The sequence below is a fragment of the Nocardia sp. 852002-51101_SCH5132738 genome (assembly GCF_001665695.1).
Lineage (GTDB): Bacteria > Actinomycetota > Actinomycetes > Mycobacteriales > Mycobacteriaceae > Nocardia > Nocardia nova.
Map to the genome: position 1 here is coordinate 1 of NZ_LZML01000017.1, position 14,111 is coordinate 14,111.

Here is a 14,111-nt window from a genome sequence, read left to right on the forward strand (position 1 = left end):
TCTGGCGCAAGACCGCCGAAGAGATCCTCGACTCCCTCGCACGATATCTGCAACGGATTTCAGGCGCAGAACACTAGTTTTGGTGTGTTCTTCCGTTGCGTGCGCTATCGCGTCGGCTGCCCCAGCAGAACCGTTCGTTCGGTCGGTGGCTCATACATAACCGACTGTGGCCGCCGGGCGTCAACCGGAAACGCCGCATGTCAGGGAGTATCGAGATGAAAGCGCTTGTGTACGACGGGCCGCGTCAGGTTCATGTCAAGGATGTGCCCGATGCGAGGATTGAGCAGCCGACCGATGTGCTGGTAAAGATCACCAGCACCAACATTTGCGGGTCGGATCTACACATGTACGAGGGCCGCACCGATCTGGAACCCGGGATGGTTCTCGGTCACGAGAATCTGGGGATCGTCGCCGAGGTGGGCAATGCGGTGGTAAAGGTCACCACCGGGGACCGGGTGTGCCTGCCGTTCAACATCGGTTGCGGTTTCTGCCGAAACTGCGAGGAAGGGTTGACCGCGTTCTGCCTGACGGTGCATCCGGATCCGAAGATGGCGGGCGCCGCGTATGGTTTCGCCGGGATGGGACCGTTCTGGGGCGGGCAGGCCGAGTATTTGCGGGTGCCCTTCGGCGACTTCAACTGTCTGCGGCTGCCCGAGGATGCCGAGGACAAGGAAACCGACTACGTGATGCTGTCGGACATTTTCCCGACCGGTTGGCACTGCACCCGCCTGGCCGACATGCAGCCCGGCGATTCGATGGTCATCTACGGGGCCGGCCCGGTCGGCTTGATGGCGGCATACTCGGCGATGATTCAGGGCGCGAGCAAGGTAATGATCGTCGACCGTCACCCCGACCGGCTGCGCCTGGCCGAGCAGATCGGCGTCATACCGATCGACGACTCGAAGGGCGACCCGGTCGAGCAGGTGCTGGAGCAGACCAACGGGCGCGGCGCCGACAAGGGTTGTGAGTGCGTCGGCTACCAGGCCCACGACCCGCAGGGACATGAGGATTCGGCGATGACCATGAACCGGCTGGTCGATTCGGTACGGTTCACCGGGCACATCGGCGTGGTGGGCATCTTCTTGCCGCAAGACCCCAACGCGCCCGACAAGCTGGAGAAGAAGGGCAGAATCGCCTTCGACATGGGCAAGTTCTGGTTCAAGGGTCAAAAGGCCGGAACCGGGCAGGCCAACGTCAAGCACTACAACCGCCAGCTTCGTGACCTCATCCATGAAGGCCGGGCCAAACCGTCGTGGATCGTCTCTCACGAACTCCCGCTGGCTGAGGCCGAATCCGGCTACCAGCATTTCGATGCCCGCGACGACGGATGGACCAAGGTCGTCATGCATCCGTGAGGCGGCCCGGACCGAGAGGAGCGCAACGATGGCAAATGCACTGCAGGGCAAGCACATCGCGAGTCCGGCTGCCCACGGGATCGAAAGAGCCGAATTCGACCGACCCCACGCCGTATCCGATGCCGCGGTCGATGTCTACGATGCCTTGCTGCTGCGGGGTGGCGCGGTGAACCAGGACAAGCTGCGAATCGCGGAAGCAGCGGTGTCGTTCGTGCGCCACTTCGTCGGCTCTCGACAGCCGATCGGGGCAGGCGAAACGCTCACCCCATGCCCGAGTCTGCGGGCCGACCTGCGCAACGCCGGGGCCGACGTCGCCGACGAGGAGGTCATGATCTGCGACAGCCTGATCTCGCGCAGGTCGCCCGATGACCTCTCCACGGTCAGTCAGGCCATCGAGCAGTTCGCGAAGACGGGGACAGGTGCGTCATGACAATCAATCAGACCTCAGTGTCCCTCGATGATGCGCAGCGGGTGATTGCCGCCGGGCAGGCCAAAGCCGCCGAGATCGAGTCGCCGTCGAATATTGCGGTGGTCGATGCCGGCGGCAACCTCGTAGCCCATGTGCGGATGGACGGTGCATGGATCGCCAGCATCGATATCTCGATCAACAAGGCATTCACCGCCCGAGCGCTGGATATCTCGACCGAGGACCTCGCGGCCGATGCGGGTCCGGGCGAGCAGTTCTACGGGATACATACCTCAAACGGTGGACGCATCATGATCTTCGCCGGCGGTGTGCCGCTGCGGCGCAACGGCCAGGTCGTCGGGGCCGTCGGCGTCAGCGGCGGCACCGGAGAGCAGGACAAGGCTGTCGCCGAGGCAGCCTCAACGGCGATGTGAGCGGGGCTGCCTGCACCGAGAGGTGACAAACCAACCTGCCCCACCGGCGGTTGGGTTCCAACTCCAGTTGCTAACCGACAGCTTTACCGAAAGGCTGTCCCGCGTGCTACGCGCTTATCCCGCCGAGTTCCGTACCCGAGCGATCGCTCTGGTCCGGACGGGCAAACCCGCTAAGCAGACCGCGATTGAACTCGGCATCCACCCCGGTGACCTTGTCGAAAAGGTTGCGCCAGGACGACATAAATCGCGGACTGCGGCCGGGCAACCCTGCGCGAAGTCGGCAGAATTGCGTGCTGGCCGCCGCCGGATCCGCGAGCTGGAAACTGAGATCACGATCATCCGCCACGCCGCGAAGTTCCTCGGGGAGGACATCTCTGGCCCAAATGCGGTTCTACCCAGTGATCGACGGCCTCGTCGCCGCCGGGGCACCGGTAGCCTGATGCTGTCGAGTGCTGGGGGTGGCCCGGCAGCACTACTACCAAGGCCAGCGGCACCCGACTACGCCGACGCAGTTGCGGCGCCAATGGTTGACCGGGCTGATCCGCGAGATCCACGTCGCGTTCCGAGGAGCCTACGGCTACGGGGACGAAATTGGTCCGTTCATCGATGGTGAACCGGCCAGGAACTCCGCCCGTGTCGCGCAGACCGTTGATCGTTGCAGCTGTCAGCCGCGCATCATCTTTTGCGAATGCATCAAAGATGCTCGGTTGCAACGAGTTACCGTAAACACACATCGTGGCATCGTTGAAAATTGTTGGGAGTAAACCTATGTTAGATCGTGTCGAACACATGGGTTAGGTAAATCTGCCGCATCGGGGAATACGAGTCCCCCCTCGCGCACCGTTTCCGGTCACCGGTGCCACCTTCGGACTCCCACGCGTTCGAGCGCACTCGCCCACGCAGTGGACGACCAGTGACGCCCTCTCTGTCACCTGGGCACTTTCCGCAGAGATGCCGGATCTCGATGCCGCCGTTGGGAATTCCACGCCCTGTGTGCAGCCGCGGAGGTGCACTCGCCCTGCGCCCCACGGACCTTCCGCGACCGTGCCTGTTGTGGCCGCGCACAATGCCGACAACCTCGCCGAAACCGGCACAGTCAAGCTTCCCGGTTCGATCCGACGCCGCCCTCGCACCAGCTATTGTTCAGTTATCGATCCGTCCCGCATCGAGGCAGGAGTTGTCGTGCCGAAGCTGGAGATCAACAGGAAGTCCGAACTGTCGCGTGAAGAAGTGGCCGAGCGGCTCATCGCGATCGGGCAGGCGCTTGCCGGTGGCTCCGAGGTGAAGCTGGGATCCGGCGGGGACACGATCGACATCGTCGTCCCCGAGCGCGTCCATGTGGAGCTCGAAATCGAGGTCGACGGCGACGAGACCGAAATAGAAATCGAGATCAGCTGGCGTGACGAGGCTACCGGTGATTCGACGATTTGAACCCGGCATGCCTGCTGTTCGTGCTTGCTGAACAGGACGAAGCGTCGACGGGCAACGTTCTCGCCGAGGAGGACGACGGCGAGTTGCGGCAGGGAGCGCTATGAGCAAACTCGGACAGCGAGCCATCGTCTGCGGGGCGAGTATGACCGGGCTGCTCGCCGCCCGGGTGTTGTCGGACTTCTACGAGGTGGTCACGCTCGTCGAGCGGGATCCGCTGCCGGACGGTCCTGAGCAGCGGCGAGGTGTTCCCCAGGCACGGCATTTTCATGCTCTGCTGAGTAGGGGATCGAACGTCCTGGATCAGCTGTTTCCCGGCGTGCTCGACGAACTCGTCGCCGCAGGCGCGAAAGTCCTGCCCAATGAGCCATCGCGGGTATATGTCCGGTTGGGCCGGCATGAGCTCGACGTCGCGGACAAGTTTGCCGACCCGGCATCGCTGGTCGTCTATCAACCCAGCCGACCATTCTTGGATTCCCATGTCAGGCGGCGAGTCCGCGCCATCGAGAACGTGAGAATTCTGGACAGCCATGCTGTCGTCGAGCCCACGACCGACCGCGACCGTCGGGTTACGGGCGCCCGGGTGGTCAACCGCTACACGGGTGAGGAATCCGTGCTGGATGCCGACTTGGTGGTCGATGCGATGGGCCGCTCGGGGCATACGCCGGCGTTCCTCGGCAATCTCGGCTGCGAGCGACCGATCGAGCAGAGCTACCCGGTGCATCTGAACTATGCCAGCCAATTTCTGCGGGTCCCCGCAGGCACGATCGGCGAGAAACTGGGTTTCTCGGTCAGTCCGCTGCCCGAACGACCGGCCGGAGTGGTGGCTGTGGCCTACGAGGGCGACACCTGGATCCTGACCTTGTTCGGCGTAGGCGGGTACAAACTCCCCCGTGACCTGTCCGGCGTAATCGAATGTGCCGCGCAATTCGCGCCACCCACTCTGATCGACGCGCTGCGGTCCGCTGAGCCGCTCGGCGGGGTGTCTGCGCAGCATTACCCGGCCAGCACATGGCGACGCTATGACAAGATGCGTCGATTCCCCCCGGGGCTGCTGGTGATGGGCGATGCGATCTGCAGCTTCAACCCCGTATATATGCAGGGCATGACCATGGCCGCGCTGCAGGCCGTCGCGCTGCACGACTGCCTGGCCGATCGCGACGGAGATGTGAGCCGGCGATTCTTCAAAGCGACCGCCAAACAGATCGGCCCGGTGTGGCGGGGAAATCGGTTCACCGATTTCACCGTGTCCCAGGGAGGTGGTTGGCGTCGGGTGCCGAGACACTTGGTGAACTGGCCCATAGACAAGGCACAGGCCGCCGCCGCGAACGATCCGGCCGTCGCCGAAGCGGTCCTTCGAGTGATGCACTTCGTCGACCCGCCGGCCCGGCTCGCGCGGCCCTCGTTCCTGATGCGGCTGGTCGCAGCCAACCGCCGAGCCGGAATGGCCACATCCACCGATAACGGTTCCCGCAGCGCGGGGGTGAACGCTATGACCACGGAGACCTTCGACATCAACCGCATGCCGCGCGGCGGACCGGATGCGTCGTGGCTGGACCGGCGGTTGGAAACCGATCGTCTGGAGTACCTCGACCGCGACGACGTCGATGATCGCAAGCGCAAGATAATTCGTTCTCTGGACCGCGGCGAACGGTTTTTCGGGATACATCGCAAGCTCGCGCGCATCGTGCTCGACGAGGTCACCGACGTGCGCGAGCCCAAGATCCTGGAACTCGGCTCCGGCCACGGTGGGCTGTCGCGCGCGCTGCTGGAGATGCATCCCACCGCCGACGTCACGGTCACCGACATCGAACCCGCCTCTGTCGCTGCCATCGCCGCAGGTGATTTGGGCAGTCATCCGCGGGCCACTGTGCGCGAGATGGACGCGACCGCCATCGACGCGCCCGACGGGTACTACGACCTCGCCGTGTTCGTGCAGTCCCTCCACCATCTGCCACCACCGCTGGCTGTCCGGGTGTTCGCGGAAGGCACCCGCGCCGCCGCGAAACTGCTGATCATCGACTTGTCGCGTCCGCCTTCGTTACTGCACCTCGTCATGCTGGCGCCGGCGCTGCCGTTGGTGATCTTTCCGTACTGGCACGACGCGTTGATCAGCTCGTTGCGCGCCTACGGCCCGTCGGCGCTGCGCGCGTTGGCCCGGTACGCCGACCCGGCGATCACCCTCGAGTTGCGCAGGCAGGCAGCCGTTCTCCCCGGAAGCCCGCAGATCGCGGTGGCCAGTTCTGCCCGATGAACATTCGATTGAACCGATCGGCATCGGCGCTCGTGACCACGGCTATGGGTGCACTGTGCGCCATCGCAATCACCGCTACAGCCGGCATGAGATCTGGTTGCCGGAATTCGACGCTTCGAAGACCTACACGGAATTCGCCATCATGCTCAACTACGGTGTCCATCCGGAGGTGCTGGGGTCCTTAACCGCCGCTCAGAGGTCGATATGGGCTGCCCAGCAACTCCGGCCCGAAGTCCCTTACAACGTTGCCGTTTTCCTGGCGATCGATCACGATGTCGACGCCGAGAGGCTCATGATTGCGTGCGAATCGGCGGCAACGCGGTTCGGCACACCGTGCGCGCGGCTATCCCTCGACGACGGCGAACCGGTTTTCGTAGTCGATCGCTCGTTTCCGCGGACCATTCGCTGTATCGATCTGCGCGCCGAGCGCGACCCGGTATCCGCTGCGCGCGGCTGGATGGACAACGACTACCGCCGGCCGATCGATCTGGTCCGTGACCGACTCACCGAGTTTGCGCTGCTGCGCATCACCGACGATCTGTCGTATTTCTACCTGCGCACACACCACGTTCTCTTGGACGGGTACGGCGCCCACACCATGGTCCGGCACATCGCGGCCGTCTATTCGGGAGCAGCGCCCGAGACCGGCGAAGTCGACTTCTCCGAATTCGACCTGATCCGCAACGCGGATCAGAAGTATCAGCAGTCTTCGCGCAGTCGTGTCGATGCCGAGTACTGGAAAAACGTCGTGCGTGAACCTTCGGACATCACCGACCTGGGCGGCACGCGCAGGCCGGTGGCACCACGCCACCCGTTGGTTCGCGAACTGGTGTACACGCATCGATTCGAGGAGAACCGGCCTGTCCGACTCGATGTCGCAAGGGTTGTCGCGACAGTAGCGGTTTTCATCGCGAAAACCACAGGACAGCAAGATGTTTCGTTGTCTCTGCCGGTGTCGGCACGCACGACCGCGGCACTGAAAAAATGTACGGGCATGGTCTCGAACATGGTGCCGTTGCTCATTCGAGTCCATGACGGCGACACCATCGGCGCACTGACCGATCGGGTAGCCGAGTCCCTAGTCGGCGCGCTGCGGCACCAACAATTCCGGCGCTGGCCGGACCTGATCGCCCAGGCAACCCGACCCGACATGAACATCGAATTCGGCCCGGCGATCAACATTCTCGACTTCGCCACCCCGTTGCATTTCGGTTCTTCCGAAGTGACGTACAACGTATTGACCACCTATCCCATCCAAGACTGCGCAATCAACATCTATCCGCAATTGGGTGATGGCACGCCGCGAATTCAGTTCATGTGGAATCCGGATCGGTACGCCGCCGACGACATCGCCAGGCACATAACCCGTCTGGAAATGCTTTTCGACCGCCTCGTGGTGGCGGACTCGTCGGTGACGGTGGGAGAGGTGTCGTTGCTGGCCACCGGTGAGCGCGATCTGGTGCTGTCGGTGTGGTCCGGTGCCCGGGTGGCGGCGCCCGTCGGGTTGGCGCCGCAGTTGCTGGCGGCGGCGGTGGCGGCCGGCCCGGACGCGCCGGCAGTCGTCGACGGTGCCCGGGAGGTGTCGTATCGCGAGCTCGATCGGTGGTCGACGAGGGTAGCGCGGGTGCTGATCGAGGAGGGCGTGGGCCCGGAGCGCGCGGTGGGTGTGGCGATGGATCGCCGTGTGGAGTTGGTGGTGGCATGGTGGGCGGTGGTCAAGGCCGGCGGGGTGTATGTGCCGCTGGATCCCGCCCATCCGGCCGAGCGAATCACCACGGTTCTGGATGCGGTGGGGGCGGTGTGCGTCTTGACCTACGGGTCCGACACGGTAGCCGGGGCCGCGGCGCGTCCGATAGTGCGCATCGACGCTCCGGATGTGTCCGGGCGGTCCGCGGAGGCGATCACGGACGCCGATCGGCCGGCTGGGTTGAGGGTGGACAACACCGCGTATGCGATGTTCACCTCGGGATCCACCGGCGCCCCCAAGGGGGTCGCGGTCAGCCATGCCGGTCTGCTGGGGTTGGCCGCGGCGCAGCGGGCGGTGTTCGGGCTGGGCGCAGGTGCACGGATTTCGATGGTGGCCGCGCCGAGTTTCGATGCGTCGATCTTCGATATGTTGTGGGCAGCCGGGTCGGCCGCGGCGCTGGTGGTGGCACCACCGCACGTGTATGCCGGGGAGGCGTTGACCGCTTTCCTGCAGGACCAGCAGGTCAGCGCGGCGGTGTTCACCCCGACGGTGCTGTCGTCGCTGGATCGGGCCCGGCTGGACCGGGTGGGCACACTGGTCACGACCGGGGAGGCCTGCCCGGAGGAGTTGGTGGCCGCCTGGGCTCCGGGACGGCAGATGTTCAACGGCTACGGACCCACCGAGACCACCATCGGCGCCACCCTTGCGCCCCTGTCGTCGAGGCACCCGGTCAGCATCGGCACCCCGATTCCAGGGATATGCGCGCTCGTGCTCGACGCGCGGCTGAACCCGACCCCGGTCGGGGTGGTGGGCGAGCTGTATCTGGGCGGGCCCGCGCTGGCGCGCGGCTACGTGGGCCGGCCGGAGTTGACCTCGGAACGGTTCGTGGCAAACCCCTACGGGGACGCCGGGACGCGTGTGTATCGCACCGGTGACCTGGTGCGCTGGACCTCCACCGGCACCCTGATGTACGTGGGCCGCGCCGACACCCAGATCAAGCTGCGCGGGCAACGCATCGAACTCGCCGAAATCGAGAACACGCTGCTGGCCTGCCCCCAGGTCACCCAGGCCGCCGCGACCATGCAGCGGAGCAGCACCGGCGCCGACCTCATCGCCTACGTCACCCTCGATCACACCGCCACCGATCACGATGCCGACATCGTCGGACAGTGGCGGCATATGAACAACGAACTGTACGGCGCCGAGGTGGCGTCGTCGGAGTTCGGCATGGATTTCCGGGGCTGGAACAGCAGCTACACCGATGATCCGATTCCGCTCGAGGAGATGCTGGAGTGGCGTGCGGCCACGGTGGATCGGATCCTCGCGCTGCGGCCGCGGCGGGTGTTGGAGATCGGTGCGGGCTCCGGACTGGTGTTGTCACAGATCGCTCCGCGGTGTGAGCGCTATGTTGCCACCGACGTGTCAGCGGTGGCGATCGACAATCTCGCGCACTCGCTCGAGCAGTTGCGGATCCCGTGGCGTGACCGAGTCCAGCTGCTGACCCGTCCGGCTCACGTCACCGAGGCATTGCCGCGGGGCTACTTCGACACGATCATTCTCAACTCGGTCGTCCAGTACTTCCCCAATAAGGATTATCTGACCGAGGTGAGCGATGCCGCTCTGGATCTGCTGGCCCCAGGTGGGGCGATGTTCATCGGCGACGTCCGTAATCACACCCTGCAGGCAGCGTTTCACACGGCGGTCGCGCTGGCCCGCACCGCCACCACCGACGCCGCCGAGATCCGCCGGCAAGTCCGGCTCGCCGTGCTCAGCGAACCCGAATTGCTGCTGGCCCCCGAGTTCTTCACCGGCTGGGCCGCCGGTCGTCCGTCGGTGGCCGGAATCGATATACAGGTCGAACGCGGATCGGCCGACAACGAACTCAACAGGTACCGGTACGACGTCATCGTCCACAAAACGCCCACTCCGGTCCGCTCACTGGCAACAGCACCCTCTTGGGCATGGACCCGATTCGCAGGGCTGCGCGGACTGCACACCGAGCTGATCTCCCGACATCCCGCCACCGTGCGCATTACCGGCATCCCCCGTACCGGACTGATCACCGATGTCCGCATCGAACACGCCCTTGCAGGCGGGCTACCCCTGGCCGACGCACTCGCCCGGGCCGCCGCGACTTCCGACACCACTACACCCGAACAGCTGCACCGCTTGGGCGAAACCACCGGATACCACGTTGCCGTCACCTGGGGCGCCCAGCCCGGCACCCTCGATGCCGTTTTCCTCACCCCCACCGACCCCGACCGCCGGCACGCCCCGCCGCTGACCGAGGTCTACCTGCCCACCACCGGAGACCATCGAATCACCACCCACGCCAATAACCCCCACACCAACACCGAGATCAACGCCGTCCGGCAGCGGTTGAGCGCGTGGTTGCCCGAGTACATGGTGCCGGCGCAGATTGTGGTGCTCGACGAGTTCCCGCTGACCTCCTCGGGCAAAATCGACCGTAAGGCCTTGCCGGCACCGATATTTGCCGCGACGCCCTTCCGGGCGCCGCAGACTCGGGTCGAGAAAATCGTCGCGGAGGTGTTCGCGGAGGTATTGGGTCGGGACCGAGCGGGGCTCGATGACGATTTCTTCGCGCTGGGTGGAAACTCGTTGACTGCAACCCGGGTGAGCGCGCGGCTGCAGTTCGCGCTGGGCAGAGAAGTGCCGGTGCGGTATCTGTTCGACGCGTCCACGGTCGAGGGTCTCGCCGACTATCTGCACTCGCATGGTGGCGGGCCCGCTCGCTCGCCGCTGCAGGCCATGCCGCGCCCCGAGCGCGTTCCGTTGTCGTATGCCCAGCAACGATTGTGGTTCATCGACCAACTACAAGGCCCCTCCCCCGTCTACAACATGCCCATCGCATTCCGGATCACCGGGGAACTGGATATCGAAGCACTGGACGCAGCCCTCGACGACGTACTCGCCCGCCACGAATCACTGCGCACCACATTCCCCGCCACCGACGGCGTGCCAATCCAACAAGTACTGCCGGCCCGACCCGGAATGTGGCGACGCGACGGCCCCGCAGTACTACCGCTGCCCGAACAAGACATCGACGACGCCTTGGCCGAACTGGCCGAATACCGATTCGACCTCTCGACCGAAATCCCCATCCGCGCCCACATCTACTCGCTCCGACCCCAACAACACATCGTCGCAATCGTATTGCACCACATCGCATTCGACGGATGGTCACCGATTCCCATGGCCCGCGACGTCAGCGACGCATACCGAGCCCGCCGACACGGCCACGCACCGCATCGGGCACCGCTGCCAGTGCAATACATCGACTACACACTCTGGCAACGAACCCAACTCGGCGACCTACACGACCCCCACAGCCCCATCACCACCGAACTCGAGTACTGGGAACACACCCTCGCCGGAATGCCCGAACACCTCGAACTCCCCACCGACCGACCCTACCCACCAACTACCGACCACCACGGCGCGAGCCTGAAAGTCGAATGGCCCGCGGAATTGCAACAGCAGATCAACCGAACAGCGCGCGAACACAACGCGACCGGCTTCATGGTCATCCAGGCCGCCCTGACAGTGCTGTTGTCGAAGATCAGCGCCGACCCCGACGTAGCGGTCGGCTTTGCCGTCGCCGGTCGTGATGATCCCGCCCTCGACGAGTTGGTCGGCTTCTTCGTCAACACCTTGATACTGCGAGTCGACCTCACCGGGGATCCCACCTTCACCGACCTGTTGACCCAGGTCCGCGCCCGCAGCCTGGAAGCGTTCGAACACCGGCACGTACCGTTCGAGGTACTGGTGGAACGACTCAACCCGGCCAGATCATTGACACATCACCCGCTGATCCAGGTTCTGCTCGCCTGGCAGAACTTCACCGGAAACAACGATCCAGCAGCCGGATTGGCGCTGGAAGACCTCCAGGTCACCTCGCTTCCGTTGGATACCCACAGCGCCCGCATGGACATAGCCTTCTCCCTCGGCGAACGCTTCACCGATACCGGCGAACCCGCCGGACTCGGCGGAGCAGTGGAATTCCGCACCGACATCTTCGACACCACCACCATCGAAACACTCGTCGACCGGTTGGAACGAACACTGAACGCCGTCACCGCCAACCCGGAACAACCACTGTCATCGATAGACCTGCTCGACGAATCCGAACACACCCGGCTGGACGAGATCGGCAACCGCGCCGTATTACGTTCGCGCACACCATCGATGAAGTCGGTACCGGAACTGTTCGCCGAACAGGTCGCCCGCACCCCCAACGCAACAGCCTTGAGCTGCGGCGATCATTCATACAGTTACCGGCAACTCGACGAGGCGGCGAACCGGCTGGCGCATCTGCTCAGCGGCCACGGGGTGGGCCCCGGAGGCGTGGTCGGGCTACTGATGCAGCGCTCGGCACAAGCGATCACCGCCATCACCGCGGTACTCGAGACGGGGGCGGCCTACCTGCCCATCGATCCCGAACATCCGAGGGCACGAATCGAATTCATGATTGCCGACGCCACACCGGCGGCCGTGATCACCACCGCCGACCTGGCCGGACGACTCGACGGAATCGACATACCGATCATCGATGTCGACGACCCCGCAATCCACAGCCAACCCAGCACCGCGCTACCGGCGCCGCGCCCGGATACCATCGCCTACCTCATCTACACCTCCGGCACCACCGGGGTGCCCAAAGGCGTGGCCACCACCCACCGCAACGTCACCCAACTACTGACGACCCTGGACACCGGCCCTACACCCGCCTCCGAACAGGTATGGGCGCAATGCCATTCGCTCGCCTTCGACATTTCGGTGTGGGAAATCTGGGCCCCGCTACTCCACGGCGGCCGACTGGTCGTCATACCCGACACGACCACCCTCTCCCCCAACGACTTTCACGATGCGCTTGCCGCCGAACACGTCACGGTGTTGACCCAAACACCTACTGCGGCAGCAATGCTCACGCCACGAGACCTGGAACCGCTGACCCTGATACTCGGCGGTGAAACCTGCCCTGCTCGAGTGATAGACCAGTGGGCACCCGAACACACGGTGATCAACGGCTACGGCCCCACCGAAACCACCATGTGCGTCACCCTCACTTCACCCTTGACACCCGGATCGGGAACTCCGCCGATCGGCGCACCCGTAGCCGGGGCAGCGTTGTTCGTCTTCGATAACCGACTACAGCGCGTGCCGGTCGGCGTCACCGGCGAACTGTACGTCGCCGGCGCGGGAGTCGCCTGCGGATACTGGCGGCGCACCGCACTGACCGCGACGCGATTCACCGCCTGCCCATTCGGGAAGCCCGGGACACGCATGTACCGCACCGGCGACCTCGTCCGCTGGGGACACGACGGTCAGCTGCGGTATGTGGCCCGCGCCGACGAGCAGGTCAAAATCCGCGGATATCGCATCGAGTGCGGCGAAGTCCGGGATGCCCTGACCGGATTGGACGGGGTGGAACAGGTGGCAGTGATCGCCCGCGAAGACGACCCCGGAGACAAGCGCCTGGTCGCCTACATCACCGGCACGGCAAACTTCACCGACATACGCACCCAACTCGCCGAACGACTTCCCGCCTACATGATCCCCGCGGCAGTCATGACACTGCCCGCGCTACCACTGACCGTCAACGGCAAACTCGACACCCGTGCCCTACCGGTACCCGAATACGCGGCGAGCGGGTATCGCGCCCCGAGCACTCCCGTCGAGGAAATACTCACCACCCTCTACGCCCACACACTCGGACTCGACCACGTCGGCATCGACGACTCGTTCTTCGACCTCGGCGGAGACTCACTATCGGCGATGCGCCTGATCGCCGCGATCAACACCACACTCGACACCGACCTCTCGGTACGCACCGTATTCGACACACCCACCGTTGCCCGGCTGGCCTCCGGTATCGGTCGCGCGGGTTCGAGCCGACTCCCACGACTGACACCCGTCGAACGGCCCCCGGTAATTCCGTTGTCGTATGCCCAGCAACGACTGTGGTTCATCGACCAACTGGAGGGCCCCTCCCCGCTCTACAACGTGGCGGCGGCGTTGCGGTTGAGCGGTGGGCTCGATGTCGAGGCGCTGCGTGCAGCGCTGGCCGATGTGGTCGGCCGGCATGAAAGCCTCCGCACGGTGTTCGGCACGGTCGAGGGGACACCCCGGCAGATGGTTATCCCCGTCGAGCGGGTCGATTTCGGGTGGGAGGTTGTCGATGCGACCGGGTGGTCGGGCACCCAGCTGGATGCGGCGGCCGACGCGGCGGCATGCTACCCCTTCGACTTGTCTGCCGAAATTCCCTTGCGGGCAAGGCTTTTCGAAGTTGCCGATCGCGAACACGTGCTGGTGATCGTGATGCACCATATCGCTGCTGACGGCTGGTCGCTGAGGCCGCTGGCCGCTGATTTGAGTGTGGCGTATGCCGACCGGTGCGCGGGCCGAGCGCCGAATCGGTCGCCGTTGGCGGTGCAATACATCGACTACGCGGGGGTGTCATGGCAACCGTGTAAGTCCGGGCGATCTGTGATCAGATGCCCTCGGACGGGCGGTTGAAGGAGAGATT

Annotated in this window: 5 protein-coding genes and 2 pseudogenes; all 7 read left to right on the plus strand. The window is 64.6% G+C overall.

Features of this window, described 5'->3' with window-relative positions; all coding sequences use genetic code 11:
* Positions 1-227: 227 nt before the first annotated feature.
* Positions 228-1,355, plus strand: a complete 1,128-nt coding sequence (locus A5789_RS01770; RefSeq protein WP_231953312.1) for a glutathione-independent formaldehyde dehydrogenase — start codon at positions 228-230, stop codon at positions 1,353-1,355.
* A gap of 28 nt (positions 1,356-1,383) precedes the next feature.
* Positions 1,384-1,785: a hypothetical protein gene (locus A5789_RS01775; RefSeq protein ID WP_064902229.1), complete on the plus strand. Its 402-nt coding sequence runs from the start codon at positions 1,384-1,386 to the stop codon at positions 1,783-1,785.
* Complete coding sequence (locus A5789_RS01780; protein WP_064902228.1) at positions 1,782-2,195, plus strand: heme-binding protein; 414 nt, start codon at positions 1,782-1,784, stop codon at positions 2,193-2,195. The genes A5789_RS01775 and A5789_RS01780 overlap by 4 nt, the downstream gene beginning before the upstream one ends.
* A gap of 103 nt (positions 2,196-2,298) precedes the next feature.
* Positions 2,299-2,776 (plus strand): annotated as a pseudogene (locus A5789_RS37590) (IS3 family transposase); the annotation flags it as partial.
* Between the two features lie 601 nt (positions 2,777-3,377).
* Positions 3,378-3,620: pseudogene (locus A5789_RS01785) on the plus strand (amphi-Trp domain-containing protein); the annotation flags it as partial.
* A 1,495-nt stretch (positions 3,621-5,115) separates the two neighbouring features.
* Positions 5,116-5,877, plus strand: coding sequence for a class I SAM-dependent methyltransferase (locus A5789_RS35220; protein ID WP_082940405.1), 762 nt, complete (start codon positions 5,116-5,118; stop codon positions 5,875-5,877).
* Positions 5,878-5,932: 55 nt separating this feature from the next.
* Positions 5,933-14,101, plus strand: coding sequence for a non-ribosomal peptide synthetase (locus A5789_RS01795; RefSeq protein WP_064927110.1), 8,169 nt, complete (start codon positions 5,933-5,935; stop codon positions 14,099-14,101).
* Positions 14,102-14,111 lie beyond the last annotated feature (10 nt).